This window comes from Thauera sp. DNT-1, assembly GCF_055393985.1.
This window is the reverse complement of the sequence record NZ_AP043752.1, coordinates 1242068-1260226: the sequence shown is the minus strand read 5'-3', so window position 1 is coordinate 1260226 and position 18159 is coordinate 1242068. Positions and strand designations below refer to the sequence as shown.

The 18159-nt window shown below is 72.7% G+C and carries 12 protein-coding genes; 3 read left to right on the top strand and 9 right to left on the bottom strand.

Features of this window, described 5'->3' with window-relative positions:
- Positions 1–133: 133 nt before the first annotated feature.
- Positions 134–886, top strand: a complete 753-nt coding sequence (locus ACZ5PP_RS05855) for an SDR family NAD(P)-dependent oxidoreductase (RefSeq protein WP_004319055.1) — start codon at positions 134–136, stop codon at positions 884–886.
- A 20-nt stretch (positions 887–906) separates the two neighbouring features.
- On the opposite strand, the gene ACZ5PP_RS05850 is transcribed toward ACZ5PP_RS05855, so the two are convergent.
- The 7 genes from ACZ5PP_RS05850 to ACZ5PP_RS05820 all read right to left on the bottom strand — a co-directional run bounded on the left by ACZ5PP_RS05850 (position 907) and on the right by ACZ5PP_RS05820 (position 13433).
- A complete protein-coding gene (locus ACZ5PP_RS05850; protein ID WP_004319054.1) occupies positions 907–1638 on the bottom strand; it encodes an ABC transporter ATP-binding protein in 732 nt (243 codons plus the stop codon).
- On the bottom strand, positions 1631–2839 hold the full coding sequence (locus ACZ5PP_RS05845; protein WP_051021759.1) for an ABC transporter permease: 1209 nt from the start codon (positions 2837–2839) through the stop codon (positions 1631–1633). The genes ACZ5PP_RS05850 and ACZ5PP_RS05845 overlap by 8 nt, the downstream gene beginning before the upstream one ends.
- An 8-nt stretch (positions 2840–2847) precedes the next feature.
- Positions 2848–4008: an efflux RND transporter periplasmic adaptor subunit gene (locus ACZ5PP_RS05840; RefSeq protein ID WP_464826865.1), complete on the bottom strand. Its 1161-nt coding sequence runs from the start codon at positions 4006–4008 to the stop codon at positions 2848–2850.
- A gap of 393 nt (positions 4009–4401) precedes the next feature.
- Complete coding sequence (locus ACZ5PP_RS05835; RefSeq protein ID WP_464826864.1) at positions 4402–8130, bottom strand: patatin-like phospholipase family protein; 3729 nt, start codon at positions 8128–8130, stop codon at positions 4402–4404.
- 177 nt (positions 8131–8307) lie between these two features.
- Positions 8308–11157, bottom strand: a complete 2850-nt coding sequence (fdhF, locus tag ACZ5PP_RS05830) for a formate dehydrogenase subunit alpha (protein WP_464826863.1) — start codon at positions 11155–11157, stop codon at positions 8308–8310.
- Positions 11154–12905 carry an NAD(P)H-dependent oxidoreductase subunit E gene (locus ACZ5PP_RS05825; protein ID WP_464826862.1) on the bottom strand — a complete coding sequence of 584 codons (1752 nt, stop codon included), beginning with the start codon at positions 12903–12905 and terminating at the stop codon, positions 11154–11156. The genes fdhF and ACZ5PP_RS05825 overlap by 4 nt, the downstream gene beginning before the upstream one ends.
- A 33-nt stretch (positions 12906–12938) precedes the next feature.
- Positions 12939–13433 carry a hypothetical protein gene (locus ACZ5PP_RS05820; protein WP_043746320.1) on the bottom strand — a complete coding sequence of 165 codons (495 nt, stop codon included), beginning with the start codon at positions 13431–13433 and terminating at the stop codon, positions 12939–12941.
- Between the two features lie 155 nt (positions 13434–13588).
- Here ACZ5PP_RS05820 and ACZ5PP_RS05815 point away from each other — a divergent pair, with 155 nt between their 5' ends.
- On the top strand, positions 13589–14062 hold the full coding sequence (locus ACZ5PP_RS05815; protein ID WP_012585682.1) for a tetratricopeptide repeat protein: 474 nt from the start codon (positions 13589–13591) through the stop codon (positions 14060–14062).
- A 91-nt stretch (positions 14063–14153) separates the two neighbouring features.
- Here ACZ5PP_RS05815 and ACZ5PP_RS05810 read toward each other — a convergent pair whose 3' ends face one another.
- Complete coding sequence (locus ACZ5PP_RS05810) at positions 14154–15182, bottom strand: quinoprotein relay system zinc metallohydrolase 1 (RefSeq protein WP_012585681.1); 1029 nt, start codon at positions 15180–15182, stop codon at positions 14154–14156.
- Positions 15179–15994 (bottom strand): quinoprotein dehydrogenase-associated SoxYZ-like carrier, encoded by an 816-nt coding sequence (locus ACZ5PP_RS05805; RefSeq protein WP_012585680.1) that lies wholly within the window; start codon positions 15992–15994, stop codon positions 15179–15181. The genes ACZ5PP_RS05810 and ACZ5PP_RS05805 overlap by 4 nt, the downstream gene beginning before the upstream one ends.
- 332 nt (positions 15995–16326) lie before the next feature.
- Between ACZ5PP_RS05805 and ACZ5PP_RS05800 the strand changes: the two genes are divergently transcribed.
- Positions 16327–18135 carry a methanol/ethanol family PQQ-dependent dehydrogenase gene (locus ACZ5PP_RS05800; RefSeq protein ID WP_004324243.1) on the top strand — a complete coding sequence of 603 codons (1809 nt, stop codon included), beginning with the start codon at positions 16327–16329 and terminating at the stop codon, positions 18133–18135.
- The last annotated feature ends 24 nt before the right edge of the window (positions 18136–18159 follow it).

Here is an 18159-nt window from a genome sequence, read left to right as displayed (position 1 = left end):
GCATTCGAAATGCGCGCCTGCTCCCGTCTTGTGGGCGAAGAGCGTGAGCGCGACGCAAAGGGGGCCTGATGAGCTGTCTGGAGATGGATGAGCAAATGGAAGACCTGACCCCATCGTATTTCAGGAGCGAGACATGGTGAGAAAGCTTGAAGGCAAGGTGGCCGTCGTCACGGGCGCCAGCAGCGGGATCGGCAAATCGATCGTCGAAAGCTATGCGCAGGAAGGCGCCCGGGTGGTGGCGTTCGCGCGCAATCTCGACGCCTTGAAGGCACTCGAGACCGCGTGGCCCGGGCAAGTCCGGGCCGTGGCGGGTGACGTGACCAGGGCCGAGGACCTGCAGCGCCTGGTCGATGAAGCCGTCCGCGTCCATGGCGGTGTGGATGTCGTCGTGCCCAATGCCGGCATCGCGCGCGTCGTGTCTTTCGCGGACAGCACCGCCGAAGCCTTCCATACGCAGTTCTCGGTCAATCTCTTCGGTGCGGCGGAAACCGCGCGTCTCTTCGTTCCCCACATCCGCAAGGGGGGCTCGATCCAGTTCATCACGACCTTCCTGACCCAGGTCGGCTTTCCCGGGCTGGCCATCTACAGCGCCAGCAAGGCTGCGTTGAAGTCCCTGTCCCAGACCCTGGCGGCCGAGCTCGCCCCCCTGGGCATCCGGGTCAACTCGATCGCCCCCGGCCCGATCGGGACGCCGCTGTGGGGCACGGTCGGGCTGCCGCCCGAGATCCTGGGGGCCGTCGCGGAGAAGATCACGTCCCGGCTCATGCCTGGCGCATTCGGTCAGCCGGAGGATATCGCCGAGCTCTCGGTGTTCCTCGCGTCGGACAGCGCCAGGAACATCTACGGCCAGGAAATCGTCGTGGATGGCGGCTACACGGTCGGATGAGCTTCGTCGCGCTCGCGGCCTCATGAGCCGTCGACCGGGCCAGAGTCCGGCGACGCGGCGTTGTTGGGCCGGTCGGAGACGACGACCCCGTCCACGAGTTCGATGATGCGGTCGCAGCGGCGGGCGAGGCGGGGGTCGTGGGTGACGATCAGGAAGCTCGTGCCGAGTTGCCGATTGACCTCGCGCAGCAGCGCGAAGACCTCGTCCGCCGAGTGCGTGTCGAGGTTGCCGGTGGGTTCGTCGGCGAGCACCAGCGCGGGCGACATCGCCAGCGCACGGGCGATGGCGACGCGCTGCTGCTGGCCGCCGGAGAGCCGGTTGGCGAGCTGGCGCCGCTGCCGGGCCAGGCCGACGCGGTCGAGCAGCTCGCCGGCGCGCGCGAACATCGCCGCGTCCGGCCGCCCGCGCGCGATCAGCAGCGGCATGGCGACGTTCTCCTCGGCGGTGAAGGCGGGGATCAGGTGGTGGTGCTGGAACACGAAGCCGATGCGTTCGCCGCGCAGGCGGGTGAGGGCGGTGTCGTCGAGCGTCGCGGTCTCCTCGCCATCGATGACGAGGCGGCCGCTGCTGGGGCGGTCGAGCAGGCCGATCAGATTGAGCAGCGTGCTCTTGCCCGAGCCGGAGGGGCCGATCAGGGCAGCGAACTCGCCGCGCCCGAGGCGCAGGTCGATGCCGTGCAGGACTTCGTACTCCGTGTCCGCGCCGGCGTAGGCCTTGCGCAGGCCTTCGAGTTTCAGGACCGCGTCAGCCACGGATCGCCACCACCGGGTCGAGCCCTGCCGCACGCCGTGCCGGCAGCAGCGCCGCGAGGATGCCGACCACGCTGGCGCCGCCCGCGGCGATCGCCACCAGCGCGGGCTCGACGCCGATGTCGAACAGCGGCGTGCCGTCCGGGTTGCGCGCGAGCATCCGCCACAGCATCAGGAAGGCCCACGCCAGCGCCGAGCCCAGGAAGGATCCGAGGAAACCCACGATGCCGCCCTGCAGCAGGAAGATGCGCCGCATCTGCGCCTGCGTGGCGCCCATCGCGCGCAGGATGCCGATCTCCTTGCTGCGCTGGACCACCGACACCACCAGCACGCTGGCGATGCCGAAGGACACCGAGAGCGCGATGAAGAAGCGGATCACGTTGCTCGACACCCGCTGCGAGGTGAGCGCGGTGACGAACTGCGCGTTGGTGCGGATCCAGCTGTCGGCGATCAGGCCGGACTCGGCGGCGATGCGCTGCGCCACGTCCTCCGCGAGGTCGAGGTCGTGGAGGGCGAGGTCGATGTTGGAGACGCCGCCGACCAGGTCGAGCAGGGTCTGACCGGTGCGCAGGCCGACATAGACGTTGCGTGCATTGACGCCCTTGTTGCCGAGATCGAACAGCCCGGTCACGGTCAGCGTCTCGGCCTCGCCCTGCGCGCCGCGGATGCGCAGCTTGTCGCCGACGTCGGCGCCGAGGTCCTTGGCCAGCTCGATGCCGATCACCGCCTCGCCGGCGCCGACGCGCAGCTCGCCGGCGGTGATGCGTCCGCCGAGGTCGATGACCTGCTGGTAGCGCGCGGGTTCGATGCCGAGCAGGGTCACCGCCTTGCTGGCGTCGCCACGCACCGCGAACGCCGGGCCGGAGGCGGCCGGCGACACCGCGGCGATCTCGGGCCAGGCCTCGAGGCGGTCGCGCAGCAGTTGCCACTGGTCGATCGAGCGCAGCCGCTGCGCCTGCTTCTGCAGGCGGATCGCGTCGTGCCCGCTCGAGGCCTGCGGGCGCGCCACCTCCTCGGCCGGCAGCAGCACGATGTGCGCCTGCGAACTGAGCGTGCGGCGCACCAGGTTGGCCTGCAGACCGGACAGCAGCGCCGACATGAACACGATCACCGCCACGCCGACGCCGACGCCGACGATGATCAGCAGCGACTGCATGCGTCCCTCCTGCAGGAAGCGCAGCGCGGCGATCCATTCGAAGGGCATCCACGACTTCATGGCTGCACGCGCGTCCGCACCGCCCGCCCTGCGGGCACGTCGGCCGGCGCCGGCACCACGGCCTCGCCGGCGGCGAGGCCCTCGAGCACCTCCACCCTGCCGGCGCCGCGGATGCCCAGCCGCACCGGCTGGCGTGCGGTACGGGCGTCGCGCACCACCAGCACCCAGGGCTGCGCCCCGCCGGACTCGCGTACCGCCGCGGCGGGCACGGCCAGCGTGCGCTCGCGCCGCGCCGCCTCGATGTCGAGCGATACCGTCATCTCGTGGCGCAGGTAGGGCGGCGGCTCGGGTACGCGCAGGCGGACCTCCACCGAGCCGCGCTGGGCGTCCACCGAGGGGGCGATGTAGGCGAGCACGGCGGCGAAGCGCTCGCCCGGGTAGGCATCGGCCGAGGCCAGCGCGGCCTGGCCGGGGTGAAGCAGGGCGAGGTTCTTCTCGTCGATCTGCACGGTGAGCTCGGTGGCGCCGGCCGGGGCGATCGTCATCAGCGGCGTGCCTGGCTGCACGGTGTCGCCGGCCTCGACGTTGCGGGTCAGCACGGTCCCCGCGACCGGGGCGCGCAGGGTCGCGTAGCTCAGCCGGGTCTCCGCCGCGGCCAGCGCCGCGCGCGCCTGTTCCAGGGCGCTGCGCGCGAGCTCGATCTCGCTGCCGCCAGGCTGCTGGCTGGCGCGCTGCAGGCGGGCGCTGCGGACCTGGCTGTCGGCCACGTCGAGCGCCCGGCGCGCCTCGTCGAGCTGTGCCTGGCTGTAGAAGCCGCGCGCGACGAGCTCCTGCACGCGCCGATGGTGCCGCTGCGCCTGCAGCGCCGTGGCCTCGGCCTGGCGCAGCGCCTGTTCGGCCACCGGCAGGCCGAGCTCGCGCAGCTGGCGCAGGCGCGCCTCGCCCTGCACCACGGCGGCGCCGGCCTGGGCGACGGCCGCCCCCCACTCGCGCTCGTCCAGGCGCAGCAGCGCCTGGCCCGGCGCCAGCGTGTCGCCCTCGCGCGCCTCCACCGCCTGCACGCGCCCGGCGATCTGCGCCGATACCACGATGCGCTCGGGCGTGCGCACCCGCCCGCTCGCCACGATCGCCTGGCGCAGCGGTCCCTCCTCGACGAGGGCCACGTTCACCGTCTCGTGGTGGAAGGTGGCGAAGGCGAGCGCGGAGATCGCCAGCACGCCCGCGCCGACGCCCGCGCGCGAGCCGAGCAGGCGTCGCAGGGTGGAGGGGCGGCCGGCGCGGAGAGGATCGTCGGGGGTCTTGCCGGGTGTGTTCAGGATGATCGTGGCTCCGCTGTCGATGCCGCGGGCTGGGTTTGCTGCTGCGGGTACGAGGGCCGCGTCGTGCCGCCCGGCCGGCGCCGACCGGCTCGGGCAGGTCCGGCGGGGTTCCGCGGACGGGGCTCGGAGGTCGGGGCAAGGCAGGGCGGACGCGGCGGGAACGCCCACGAGCCGGCGGGACCCGCATTGTCGCCGCCCGGCGCGGTCGCCGACAAGCGCCGGGGCTGAGCTTCGATCGCGTCACCGCCGCGGAGGCGCGCACTCGCCCGCGATGCGCATGACGGCGTCGACTTACTTGGCTTCGCCCTGCCTGGCGGGGATCTCGCGGCCGATCCAGACCTCGATCACGCCGCGGGTCGGCTTGAGCGATGCCGCGAGCGGCTCGACCTTCCAGTTCCCGAAACCGACCGCCTTGCCCAGCTCTTCGGCGCAGCGCTTCGAGGCGGGATCGTGATGGCGCACGGTGGTCAGCGCGACCTGGCGCGGCGGCGTGCGCTGCGCCGCGCGCGCCGTGGCCTCGACGTCTTCGATCGGCGGCACCGAGGCGCCGAGCTTGCGCCAGGCGTCCCGGTAGTCGCGAACCGTGTCGCGTTGCGTAGGGCCGAAGATCTGCAGGTAGATGGTCGTGCCGGCGCAGATCTTCGAGTTCGCCTCCACCGCGGCGGGCGCAGTGGGCGCGGGCGCAGGCGCGGGCGCAGGCGCAGGCGCGACGGGCGGCACGGGCGCCGGTCGTGGGGGCGGAGCGGTGGGTGGAGGGGGCGGCTTCGCCGTCGGGGACTGCGCGGTCGGTGGGGTCGGCTGTTCGCCGGCGAGCGCCACGGTGGGGCAGGCCAGCGCGGCGTTGTGTTCCTCCCGGGCGAACTCGCGTGCCTCGGCGAAGGAGTCGGCCGGGTGTGCGGACTTGCCCCGCTGTGCCTCGAAGCCGTAGCGGTAGGCCCAGTAAGTCGGCAGCCTGGTCTTGGCCGGTGCGGCCGGGCGCCCGGCGAAGCAGATCTGTGGCCATTCGGCGCCCCCGGCGTCCGGGCGGGTGTTGGCGACGAGGAGCGCGGCGCACGCGCGGCTGCGCATGCGCGTCTCGACCAGGCCGCAGCGCTCGGCAACCTCGTCGAAGATCTCCTGCACCAGGCTGGATTCCGCGAGCCAGTCGGCCTCCCGTCGGGCGCACAACGCGTCCGCATGGTGCAGGAAGCTGCCTGCCAGCGCGGTGAGCTTCGGATGCTCCTCGCTCATGAGTGTCGTCGAGCAGCGGTCGCGTCCGGGCAGGGCGGCCCAGTCCTCGGTGATCTTCAGGATCGCGGCGCGTTCGGTCTTGCGTTCCTCGGCCAGGGCGCCGATCGCGCCGTCGATCGCCTGCCATGAGGACACCAGCACGGTGGCCACCGCGCCGATGCCGATCGAGGCGCTCACCGCGCTGTTGCGGATGCGCTCGGGCAGCCGGCTGGCCGCGGCCTCGGCGGCGGCCGCGGCGGCCGCGCCCGCGCCCGCCGGCACCGTCGCCGGGGTAACGGAGGCCCGGGGCGTCGCGGCGGTGAGGGCGCCGGTGTCGGACTCGAACAGCGTCGCATGGCGACTGCGCAGCGCCTCCAGCAAGTCGCTGTCGAGCACGTCGCCGAGATTGAAGCCGAGCTGGTAGTAGCTCTCCCACTGCGCCTCGTCGAAGAACTGGTCGGCGGTGGTCTGCTGCGGGAAGGCCGGGTTGCTGGCGGCGAAGTTGATCAGGTCGACCGGCAGCCCGGCGCTGATGTTGGGCTTGACCAGCACCAGCCAGCCCGGCTCGGTCGCGCCGACGTAGCGCACACGGGCGAGCGCGAGGCAGGCGTTGCTCTTGCGCGAGGCCAGATCGTTGAGCGAGCCGAACAGCTCGACCCCGGGCGGTCGATCGTTCTCGCCCGCTGCGCGGGGACGCGGGCGCAGGAATTCGATCTCCGCGCCGAGGTCGATGCGCGCCTTGCGCACCAGGTTCTCCAGGTCGCCGAAGCGGTAGTCCGGGTCGGCGCCGCAGTCGGCGAGCACGATCATGCGGCAGCGTTCGGCGAGCAGGGCGTAGGCGGCCGTGTTCTCGAAGTGGCCGCCATCGCTGAGGAACCAGTCGGGTCCGCTGCTGCCCTTGAAGTTGCAGAACACCTCGCTGAGCAGGCCGCGTGACTTGGCCGCGAGGCGGCGTTTCGGGCGCTGCAGGTTCTCCCGTGCAGCGCGCGTCCACCAGTAGCCGAGGCGAATGCCGGCGAAGGCCAGCAGCGCCGAGATGCCGCCGCGCGTCTGGCTGCCCAGGCCGGGCGACACCGCGGCGCCCGAGATCGCCACCCACGAACCCAGGCCGAGGGCGCCCGCACCGGTCACCTGGAACCACGGTTCCTGGCCCACCCGCACCCAGCCTTCGGGGCCCACCGTCAGCGGCAGGCCGCGGCGGTCGCGGTTGAACAGTCCGCCGCGCGGGTCGTGCGTCTGATTGATGCAGACCCCGATCAGATGCACCGGGCCGCCTTGCCGATGCGGCGCGTAGGCTTCCAGCGCGAGGTCATCGTCGGGGTCGGGGTCGAACACGCTCTTGTGGGCGAGGTGTGCGGCGCCGCGCTCGGACACGACGGCGGTCGGCCCGAGTGTGTCCTGCTGGCCGAAGCGGGCCGGATTGGCCGCGCCCAGGTAGCTGCGCACCAGGCGCGCGCGGTAGAAGGTGTGCAGCGAGGACAGGTTGAGGAACTCGAAATTCCGCCCGGTGGCGAGCACGTAGCCGCCGGCCGCAGTACCGATCGCGAGCAGCCGGAGCCAGGGCGTGCCGAAGTCCACCGTGCCCTCGGTCGCGAACATCGGCCCCAGCGCCGCCGCGTGCACAAGCGATACCCACCACGCGCACAGCAGGAAGCTGAGTATGTAGCCGGAGAGCTGGCCCAGGCTCAGCAGCAGCTTGCCGCTGATTCCGCCTTGGGGGCCGCCACCCAGCGCCGGCATCGCCGCCCGCAGCACGGCGGCGGCCACCGCCAGGGCGAGCGCGGTATTGGCCTGCGCCTTGAACTCGAAGGCGAGGAACCACGCCACCCGGTCCACCAGTCCGAGCAGCAGCACGACCGCGATCGCCTTCATGCACAGGGATTGCCAGTCGGCCAGCCAACGCCGCACCGCCTCCTCGCGGAGCCGCAGCGCATCGCGCTCGGTCTCGTCGAAGAGGTGGCGCAACAGGAAGCGCGCCCACGGGATCGCGATCAGCCAGGCGACGGCCAGGCCGATCGCACCCCAGGCCAGCGCCATCCGGATCGCATGACCGGGCTGCCACTGCGGACCGATGATGGCGTCGCCGTAATGCACCAACAGGCCCAGGACGATCGTCAGGATCACGCATTGCACGGCGACGAAGCCGGGCCGCCATCCCGGCCGCCCGGCCGACGCCACCCAGGGCACGACCCAGTACGCCGCGGTCGCCAGGCCGCCGAGCACGGCCAGCACCGGGATCGCGACCGGCCACAGCGTGGGCAGCCAGGGGGGCAGCCGGCGCAGGGCCTCTATGCGCTCGCCCGTCACCCACCCGTCCGTCACCCAGTGCGCGATCGCCGCCCACACGCCCACATCGACCGCCGCCAGCACCACGCCGAGCGCGAGGGCCAGCGCGCCGAGCTCGAGGTGGATCGCGAGCAGGTTGCGCAGGAAGACGGCGAGCGCGAAGGTCTTGTCGGCCGGTCCGCGCGGCACCAGGTAGCGGCCGTTGGCGCGCAGCCACCAGCGAAACCAGCGTGGCTCCTGGGAGCCGAAGGCCGCGAAGATGGCGCGGGTGTCGTCCGCGGAGCGTGCGCCGTGCAGCAGGCGGCCGAGCATGCCGCCGATGTAGCCGCCGCCGGACACGGTCGACAGCAGGTCGAAGCGTTCAAGCAGGCGGTTGCGCGCGAGCACGCCGAGCAGGCCGAAGCAGAAGGTCGCGCTGCGGATGCCGCCGCCCGACAGGGCCAGGCCCCATTTGTCCGCGACGCCGTCCTTGCGCCCGAGGGCCGCGCGCCGTTCGCCCACCAGTTGGTCGATCTTCTCGCTCATGGCACCGTCCTCCCCGCCGCTGGTGCGAAGCCGCGAACACCGTTTCGCGCGCACAGTGTCTCTATAGCACCCGAACTCTGCGCATGACAGCATCAAGGACGGCCGCGGCGGTGCCGCGCGGACCCGGCGCCCCGCGTTCGGGACGGCGGCGCGCGCAGAGTGCGCCGCCCGGCAGGTTCATGCGGGCGCGAGCCGGCACGCAGCGTACTTGAACTCCGGAATCTTTCCGTACGGATCGAGGGCCGGGTTGGTGAGCAGGTTGGCTGCGGCTTCGACGTAGCAGAAGGGCACGAAAACCATGCCCGCGGGCATCAGCGGATCGGCGCGGGCGGCGAGCGTGATGCGGCCGCGGCGGGTCTCGATGCTCAGCGCGGCGCCGGGGGCGAGGCCGAGTCGGGTGAGTTCGGCCGGGGCCAGCGTCGCCACCGCGGCCGGTTCGAGCGCGTCGAGCACCGCGCTGCGCCGCGTCATCGCGCCGGTGTGCCAGTGTTCGAGCTGGCGGCCGGTGATCAGCACCGTGGGCCAGGCGGCGTCGACCGGCTCGTCGGGCGGCAGCGGCACGGTGGGGCGGAAGCGCGCGCGTCCGCTCGCGGTGGGGAAGCGGTCGTCGAAGACCACGTCCTTGCCCGGGGCGTCCTCGGCCGGGCAAGGGGTTGTGACCGCTCCCTCGCGCTCCAGACGCGCCCAGTCGATGTGGTCGAGCGAGCGCATCGCCCGCTTCATCTCGGCGAAGACTTCGCGCGGGTGCGCGTACTGCCAGTCGAGGCCGAGGCGGCGGGCGAGCTGCTGGAGGATCCACCAGTCGGGCCGCGCCTCGCCGGGCAGCGGCACGGCGGCGCGGCCGAGCTGGATCTGGCGGTTGGTGTTGGTGACGGTGCCGTCCTTCTCGGGCCAGGCCGAGGCGGGCAGGATCACGTCGGCGAACTGCGCGGTCTCGGTGACGAAGAGGTCCTGCACGACGAGGTGCTCGAGCCTGGCGAGCGCGGCGCGGGTGTGGTGCAGGTCGGGGTCGGACATCGCCGGGTTCTCGCCGAGGATGTACATGCCGCGCACCCGGCCTGCGGCGATCGCGTCCATGGTCTCGACGACCGTGAGGCCGGGCTCGGCGGGGAGCGGCGTCGCCCACAGTTCCTCGAAGGCGGCGCGGTACTGCGCGTCGCCCACCGGGCGGTAGTCGGGCAGCACCATGGGGATGAGGCCGGCGTCGGACGCCCCCTGCACGTTGTTCTGCCCGCGCAGCGGATGCAGGCCGGTGCCGGGGCGGCCGACATGGCCGGTGGCGAGCGCGAGCGCGATCAGGCAGCGCGCGTTGTCGGTGCCGTGCACATGCTGCGAGATGCCCATGCCCCAGAAGATCATCGCGCGCTCGGCGGTGGCGTAGAGGCGGGCGATGGCGCGAATCTCGTCCGGCGCCACCCCGCACAGCGGCGCCATGGCCTCGGGCGTGAGCGGTGCGACGTGGGCGGCGAGCGCCTCGAAGCCCTCGGTGCGCGCGGCGATGAAGTCGCGGTCGCACAGGCCCTCGCCGACGATGACGTTGAGCATGGCGTTGAAGAGCGCGACGTCGCTGCCCGGCGTGAAGCGCACCATGCGGTGGGCGTGGTGGCCGAGCACCAGGCCGCGCGGGTCGAGCACGATCAGCCTGGTGCCGCGCTTGGCGGCCTGCTTGAAGTACGTGGCGGCGACCGGGTGGTTCACCGTCGGGTTGCAGCCGGTGAGGATGACCACGTCCGCGTGCGCGGCCTGCATGAAGGAGGCCGTGACCGCGCCCGAGCCGATGCACTCCATCAGCGCGGCGACCGAGCTGGCGTGGCACAGCCGGGTGCAGTGGTCCACGTTGTTGGAGCCGAAGCCCGTGCGCACCAGCTTCTGGAACAGCCAGGCCTCCTCGTTCGAGCACTTGGCGCTGCCGAAGCCGGCGAGCACGCCGGGGCCGTGGGCGTCGAGCAGGCGGCGCAGGCCGGCGGCGGCGAAGTCGAGCGCCTCGTCCCAGCTCGCCGGGCGGAAGTGGCTGAGCGGATTCGCCGGATCGAAGGCGGGATCCACGCCCTTGGGCACGCCCGCGCGGCGGATCAGCGGCGTCGTGAGGCGGCCGCGGTGGTTGGGGTAATCGAAGCCGAAGCGGCCCTTCACGCACAGGCGGTTCTCGTTGGCCGGGCCGTTGCGGCCCTCGACGAAGAGGATGCGCTCGTCCCGGACGTGGTAGGTGAGCTGGCAGCCCACGCCGCAGTAGGGGCACACCGAATCCACCTTGCGCTCGGCGCAGGCCGAGTCGCCGCGGCCCTGCGCATCGACCAGGGTGGCGGGCATCAGCGCGCCGGTGGGACAGGCCTGCACGCACTCGCCGCAGGCCACGCAGCTGCTGTCGCCGAGCGCATCGTCGAAGTCGAAGACGATCTTCGCGCGTGCACCGCGGTGTGCGAGGCCGATGACCTCGTTCACCTGCACCTCGCGGCAGGCGCGCACGCACAGGCCGCAGGTGATGCAGGCGTCCAGGTTCACGTGGATCGCGGGGTGGGTGCGGTCCGGCTGCTGCGCTGCGGGGCCGCGGTCGGCGGCGGGCAAACGCATGTGCTCGACCAGCTCCCAGAAATGGCTGGAGCGGTCGGGGCTGTGCGTGCGTGCCGGCTGCTGTTCGAGCAGCAGTTCGAGCACGCCCTCGCGCGCCTGTCGTGCCCGCGTCGAGCTGGCGCTGCGTACCACCATGCCCGGCTGCGCCGCGCGGATGCAGGAGGCGGCGAGCACGCGCTCGCCCTCGATCTCGACCATGCAGGCGCGGCAGTTGCCGTCGGCGCGGTAGCCGGGAGCGTCCTTGAAGCACAGGTGGGGGATGCGCTCGCCGGCGCGCAGTGCGACCTGCCACAGCGTCTCGCCGGGGAAAGCCTGCGCCGCGACGCCGTCGAGGAGGATCTCGAAAGCGTCCGCACGCTGGTCGAGCGCGTCGTGTGCTGCCGCACGATCCGGCGCGGTCGCCAGGCCGGGGGGCTGGGGCGTGGGGCTGCGGTCCTCGCGATCGTGCCGGCTCATGGCTGCAGCTCCCCGGCATCGCGGGCAGGAGGCCCGGCATGCAGCCTCACCCCGGCGCGCGCGAGCTCGGCCGGGAAGAAGCGCAGCAGGCTGCTCACCGGGTTGGGCGCGGCCTGGCCGAGGCCGCAGATCGAGGCGTCGCGCAGGGTCTGCGCGAGGGCCTGCAGGCGCGCCACGTCCCAGTCGTCCGTGCGCAGCAGCGCGAGCAGCTTTTCGGTGCCGAGGCGGCAGGGCGTGCATTGGCCGCAGGATTCGTCGGCGAAGAAGGCGAGCAGATTGTCGGCGACGGCGCGCAGATCGTCCTGGTCCGAGAGCACGATGATCGCCGCCGAGCCGATGAAGCAGCCATGGGGCTGCAAGGTGTCGAAGTCGAGCGGCAGGTCGGCGAGCGCGGCGGGCAGGATGCCGCCCGAGGCGCCGCCGGGCAGGTAGGCGAGCAGGCGGTGGCCGGGCTGCAGGCCGCCGCAGTGCTCGTCCACCAGCTCGCGCAGGGTGATGCCGGCGGGGGCCAGGTGCACGCCCGGCTTGTTCACCCGGCCAGACACCGAGAAGCTGCGCAGGCCGCTGCGCCGGCGCCGCCCCTCGCCGGCGAAGGCGGCGCCGGCGGCAAGCAGCGGGATCCAGTACAGGGTCTCGACGTTGTTCACCAGCGTCGGCCGGCCGAAGAGCCCGGCCTCGGCGACGAAGGGCGGGCGATGGCGCGGCTTGCCCGGCTTGCCTTCGAGCGATTCGATCAGCGCCGACTCCTCGCCGCAGATGTAGGCGCCGGCGCCGCGGCGCAACACGATGAAGCCGGGTGCGACGAGGCCGGCGGCCTCCAGTTCGGCGATCGCCTCGCGCAGCACCGCGTGCAGGCCGGGGTATTCGTCGCGCAGGTAGACGTAGATCGCCGCCGCGCCCACCGCGAGCGCGCTCGCCAGCGCGCCCTCGAGCACCCGGTGCGGCGCCGTTTCCAGGTAGTGGCGGTCCTTGAAGGTGCCCGGCTCGCCTTCGTCGGCATTGACGACCAGGTAGCGCGGCGCGGCGCCGGCGCGCACCGCCTGCCACTTGCGCGCGGTCGGGAAGCCGGCACCGCCGAGGCCGCGCAGGCCGGCTTCGGCGAGCCGGGCCTCGAGCGCGGCAACGCCGGTCTCGCCGCTCCGCAGGCGCTCCAGCAGGGTGTAGCCGCCTGCGGCGCGATAGTCGGCGAGGCGCTGCCAGGCGATCGGTTCGGGGTCGAGCGCTCCGCGGGCGAGTGCGGCCAGGACCGCGGCCGGGGTCGCGCGGCTCAGGTGACGGCGGCCGAGCTGGGCGACCGGGGCCTGGTCGCAGCGTCCCATGCAGGGCGCGCGCAGCACGCGGATGCGCGCCGGATCGAGCGCGGCGTCGAGCGCCGCGCGCAGCGCCTGCGCACCGGCGAGCTGGCAGGGCAGGGAGTCGCACACGCGCACGGTGAGCGCGGGTGGCACCGGCTCGTCCTCGCGCACGACGTCGAAGTGGGCGTAGAAGGTGGCGGTCTCGTACACCTCGGCCATCGGCATCCGCATCCAGTCGGCGAGCGCGCGCAGGTGGCGCAGCGAGAGGTGGCCGAAGCGGTCCTGCAGCGCATGCAGGTGCTCGATCAGCTCGTCGCGCTCGCGGCGGGCAGCGCCGAGCAGGGCCTCGATCTCGGCGAGCGCGGCGGGATCGGTCTGGCGTCCGCGCAGGCCGGGGCGGGTGTGCCGGCCTGCGGCTTGGGAGGCGGAGGGGGAGGGGGAGGGAGAAGGCATGGCGATCGGATCCGGGGTGCTGCGGGCGCGGGCTCAGCGTCGCCCGACGAGCCGCGCGGCGCCGGTCACGATGCGCGCCATCAACGCGCGCACGGCGTCTCCGCCGGGGGAGTCGAGCGTCGGCGGGCGCCAGGCGAGGGTGGCGTCGCGCGGGGTGTGCGGCAGACTGTACACCGCGATCGATAGCGGGCACAGCGCGATGTGTTCGCGCGCCTCGGCGACCAGACGGGCGGCGACGCCGGCACTGCAGAAGCTGAGTACCTCGGCGTCGCCGTAGAGCGCGGGGTCGTGGCCGAGATCGGGTGCGGTGCGTTCGAGCATGGCGCCGAAGCGGCTGACCACCGGCGCGCTCAGGCCCTCGTCGGCGATCGCGTCGGCGAGGGCCTCGCGCAGGTCGGCGAAGGGCACGCCGGGGAAGTGCTCGACCGCGATGCCTTCGGCCCGCGCGCTGGAGCTGGTCGCCGGAGCGAGCGCGAGCGCACAGCAGATCGCGGCCAGGCGCAGGGCGCGCAGCAGTCGTCGCGGCACGGCGTGGGCCGGGGACGCCGCTGGCGTGCTGGTGTGCGTAGCTGTGCGCGCCGGCCGCGGATCCGTCCGTGCGCGGCCGCGTGCGACGTCGCGTCGCGCTACGGGCCCGCTTGTTGCTTCGTTCATGTCCTCACCTCGACCGGAGCCGCAACGCCATGCGCCCTCTCGTTGCACGATTGTTGACCGCCTGGATCATTGCACAGGCGCCCGGCGCGGCGCACGCGCTCGAACCCGAGGAGCTCGACGCGCTGGTGGCGCGGCCCAGCATCGGCCTCTACAAGGCCTACGCCGAATTCAAGATGGCGCGCTACGGCAGCGCGCGCGAGATCTGGAGCGCGCTCGCGCAGGCCGGCGTGGCGGAGGCCTGGTTCCACCTCGGCATCCTCGCCGAGGATGGCCTGGGCGAGCCGCGCGACGCCGCCGCGGCGCTGGAGCGCTACCGCCGCGGCGGCGAGGCCGGCTCCAGCAAGGCGCAGTACCGGCTCGGCCTGCTCCATCTCGAGGGCCGCCTGGTGCCGGCCGATCCGGTGCAGGCGCGCTACTGGCTGGCGGTGGCCGCTGCCAACGGCGACGAGGAGGCCGCACGCCGGCTCGCCACGTTGCCCGCGTCGATCCCCGCCGCGCGCTGAGCGCGCAAGCCGGCGCGCACCCGCGCGCGGGACGCTCGCGTGGCCGCGCCGGCGACCGTCCCGCCGCACCCTCGGCGTGATCGCGCCGCGCTCAGCGCGACGCCTTGTTGCGCGCGGCTTCGAGCACGGCCTGCTCCGCCGCGGGGAAGAGGTGCACCACCGAGCGGCGGAACTCCGCCTCCACCAGCGCCAGGCCGGCGAAGCGCTGCGGGATCGGCGTCTGGAACAGCTCGGTCATGTCCTGGCCCGACTCGGCGCCGGTGCGGATGGCCTGCGCCAGCCAGCCGAGATAGTCGCGGGTCTGGCGCAGCGGGGCGAGGTCGGTCGCGGGCTCGCCGTGGCCGGGCACCCAGCGCCGCGCGGGCAGGCCTTCCAGCGTGTCGAGCGCGGCGAGCCAGCGCGCGATGTCCGCGTGCGGCGTGGTGGGCGCGCGGCCGTTGAAGAGCAGGTCGGCGGCGTACACGGTGCCGCTGTCGTGGTCGATCACCACCAGGTCGGCGACGGTGTGGCCGCCGAGCGCGACCAGCTCCACGTCGCGCCCGCCGATGCGCTGGCGCCCGGCGGCGAGTGCGCGCTCGGGGACGACGACCTCGGTGTCGCGCATCCAGTCGCCGTTGAGGCGGTACATGTTGGCGTTGAAGCCTTCGCCCTCGCTGCGGAGCGCGGCGATGGTCTCCGGCAGCGCGGCGAGCGTCGCGCGCGGGAAGGCCTGGTTGCCGAGGAAGTGGTCGGGGTGGTGGTGGGTGTTCACCGTCAGCACGATCGGCAAGGGAGTGACGCGGCGGATGGCGGCGAGCATCTGCTCGCCGTAGCGCTTCGACGAGCCGGTGTCGATGACGATCACCCCCTCGCGGCCGACGATGAAGCCCGTATTGACGATGTTGCCGCCGTTGGCGAAGGAGAAGTCCTCCTTCAGGCCGACCACGACCCAGGCGCCGGGGGCGAGCTCGCGCGGCTGCAGGCGGTAGTTGAAGTCCCCGGCGAAGTCCTCGGCGTGCGCCGGCAGGGCGGTGAGGAGCAGGGCGCACAGCGCGACCAGCAGCCCCGCGAGCAGGGTCCGCAGCGCGCGGGCGGCAGGACGGCGCTGGAGCGCCGGAGCGCAAGAGGCGGGTCGGCTCATCGGGTCACCCATGCGTCGATGCGGTTGCCGTTGTTGTCGCGCCCGGCCACGTGCAGGCGCGCGCCGGGCGCGGCCGCGCGCAGGTCGAGCGTGAAGCTGGGGTTCTCGGAGACCGGCTCGAGGGGCTGGATGCGGCTCAGCGTGCGGCCTTCGGCGTCGGCGATCACGATGTCCTCGATGTGGAAGGCGGGGATGCCGGCGGCCAGGCCGGTGTCCATCGGATGGATGATGCGCATGCGCAGGCGCTCGCCACCGTCGACCCGGGGCCACAGCTTGCCGTTGACCTCGTTGAGGCGCTCCTGCCATTCCGGCGAGCCCGAGCCCACCGAGGGCAGCGTGCAGCCGCCGCCGGTGGCCGTGATCCAGGCGCCGCCGACGTGCCATACGCCGTCGGCCGTGCGCGCGGCGGCGCGCACCGGCGAGGACTGCTGCAGCTTGATGCGGAAGCCCAGGCGCGGCTGGGCGGCGCCGGGCTCGAAGCGCAGCGCCTTGACGATCGGGTTGAAGTCGGCGAACACGATCAGCTCCTCCACCCCGGGGAGGGCGCTCGCATCGACATTGACCGGGACGTTGAGCGAATCCTCCGCGACCGCCGGGCCGCTCACCTTGACGCGCTCGTCGAACACCACCGCGACGTCCGCGAAGAAGCTCTTGCGCATGTCTTCCCAGCGTGGCGAGTCGAGCGGGTCGGTGTGCGCGGCGGGGGGGGAGGGGGCGCCCGTGCGGGGGGCTGCGGCGAGCGCTGCCGGGCTGGCCAGCGCGGTCAGGGCCGCGGCGATCCAGGCGAGGGCGGGGCGGGCGGACGGTCTCATCGGTGCTCCTGTGGGCCGGGCGCGGTGCGTGCGCCTGCGTGTGCCGGAGCGTGGATGCAAGCCACATGCCAATTCCGCGAGCGGGCCACGGACGCGGACCTGCGCAGCCGCGGAGCATTGCGCCCGGATCCCGGGTGTTCCGATCCGCAACATCCTGTGCTCCGCCGCCACAGTGTCCGTCCGCAATGCGCCCGCGTTGGAGCAGCGCGGGCGCGAGCGCATGGGTTCGTGGCCCTGGCACGGGCTTTGCGGTGGGGTCGTGGTCCGGCACGAGTTGGTGCCGGAAGTCACACCACCCGGAAAAGCTTAGAAAGAAATCCAAGGAGGAGTCGATGATGAAGAACGACAGACGCGCGCGCACCCTGCCGGCGATGCTGACCGCCCTGACGGTCGCGCTGGCCGCGGCGGGCATGGGCGCCACGGCGCAGGCCGCGAGCGTGAGCGACGAGGACATCCTGAAGGATGCCGAGACGACGCATCAGGTCGTCACCAACGGCCTCGGCACCAAGGGTCAGCGCTACAGCCCGCTCGCCAAGGTCAATGTCGACACCGTGAAGGACCTCGTCCCGGTGTGGGCCTTCTCCTTCGGCGGCGAGAAGCAGCGCGGCCAGCAGTCGCAGCCGTTGATCCACGACGGCAAGATGTTCGTGACCGCGTCCTACAGCCGCATCTACGCGCTCGACGCCAAGACCGGCCAGAAGCTGTGGAAGTACGAGCACCGCCTGCCCGAGGGCATCATGCCGTGCTGCGACGTGATCAACCGCGGCGCCGCGCTCTACGGCGACCTGGTGATCTTCGGCACCCTGGACGCGCAGCTCGTCGCGCTCAACCGCGACACCGGCAAGGTGGTGTGGCGCGAGAAGATCGACGACTACAAGGCCGGCTACTCGATGACCGCCGCGCCGCAGATCGTCAAGGGCATGGTGATCACCGGGGTGTCGGGCGGCGAGTTCGGCGTCGTCGGCCGCGTCGAGGCGCGCGACGCCAAGACCGGCAAGAAGGTCTGGGTGCGCCCGGTGGTCGAAGGCCACATGGGCTACAAGTACGACAAGGACGGCAAGGAGATCGAGAACGGCATCTCGGGCACGACCAACGCCACCTGGCCGGGCGACCTGTGGAAGACCGGCGGCGCCGCGACCTGGCAGACCGCCTACTACGATCCGGACGTGAACCTGATCTTCATGGGCACCGGCAACCCGGCGCCGTGGAACTCCTGGCTGCGTCCGGGCGACAACCTGTACTCGTCGTCCACGGTCGCGGTCGACCCGGACACCGGCAAGATCGTCTGGCACTACCAGAACACGCCGCACGACGGCTGGGACTTCGACGGGGTGAACGAATTCATCGCCTTCGAGTACAAGGACCCGAAGAGCGGCAAGCTCGTCAAGGCGGGCGCCAAGGCCGACCGCAACGGCTTCTTCTTCGTCAATGACCGGACCAACGGCAAGCTGCTCGCCGCCTACCCCTTCCTGACCCGCATCGACTGGGCCAAGGGCTACGACCTCGAGACCGGTCGTCCGATCACCAACGACGACAAGCGTCCGCCCAATCCGTTTGCCGAGGGCGCGGCCGGCGAGGGCGGCAAGGGCAAGCCGGTGTTCGCCGCGCCGTCCTTCCTCGGCGGCAAGAACCAGATGCCGATGGGCTACAGCCCGGACACCGGCCTGTTCTACGTGCCCGCCAACGAGTGGGGCATGGACATCTGGAACGAGCCGGTGAGCTACAAGCGCGGCGCGGCCTACCTGGGCGCGGGCTTCACCATCAAGCCGCTGTACGAGGACTACATCGGCGCGATGCGCGCGATCGACCCGGTGAGCGGCAAGATCGTCTGGGAGGTCAAGAACAACGCGCCGCTGTGGGGCGGGGTGCTCAGCACCGCCGGCAACCTGGTGTTCTATGGCACGCCCGAGGGCTACCTGAAGGCGGTCAACGCGAAGACCGGCGAGGAGGCGTGGAAATTCCAGACCGGCTCGGGCGTGATCGCGCCGCCGGTGACCTGGGAAGCCGACGGCGAGCAGTACGTCGCGGTGGTGTCGGGCTGGGGCGGGGCGGTACCGCTGTGGGGCGGCGACGTCGCCAAGCGGGTGAACTTCCTCGAGCAGGGCGGCACCGTGTGGGTGTTCAAGCTGCACAAGAGCTGATCGCGTTGCCTGCGGCGCCCTCCG

Bases quoted from the DNA above. Each gene is read 5' to 3' on its own strand.
- fdhF (WP_464826863.1), bottom strand. From the start codon at position 11,157: ATGAGCCGGCACGATCGCGAGGACCGCAGCCCCACGCCCCAGCCCCCC.
- ACZ5PP_RS05835 (WP_464826864.1), bottom strand. From the start codon at position 8,130: ATGAGCGAGAAGATCGACCAACTGGTGGGCGAACGGCGCGCGGCCCTC.
- ACZ5PP_RS05815 (WP_012585682.1), top strand. From the start codon at position 13,589: ATGCGCCCTCTCGTTGCACGATTGTTGACCGCCTGGATCATTGCACAG.
- ACZ5PP_RS05855 (WP_004319055.1), top strand. From the start codon at position 134: ATGGTGAGAAAGCTTGAAGGCAAGGTGGCCGTCGTCACGGGCGCCAGC.
- ACZ5PP_RS05810 (WP_012585681.1), bottom strand. From the start codon at position 15,182: ATGAGCCGACCCGCCTCTTGCGCTCCGGCGCTCCAGCGCCGTCCTGCC.
- ACZ5PP_RS05845 (WP_051021759.1), bottom strand. From the start codon at position 2,839: ATGCCCTTCGAATGGATCGCCGCGCTGCGCTTCCTGCAGGAGGGACGC.
- ACZ5PP_RS05800 (WP_004324243.1), top strand. From the start codon at position 16,327: ATGATGAAGAACGACAGACGCGCGCGCACCCTGCCGGCGATGCTGACC.
- ACZ5PP_RS05825 (WP_464826862.1), bottom strand. From the start codon at position 12,905: ATGCCTTCTCCCTCCCCCTCCCCCTCCGCCTCCCAAGCCGCAGGCCGG.
- ACZ5PP_RS05805 (WP_012585680.1), bottom strand. From the start codon at position 15,994: ATGAGACCGTCCGCCCGCCCCGCCCTCGCCTGGATCGCCGCGGCCCTG.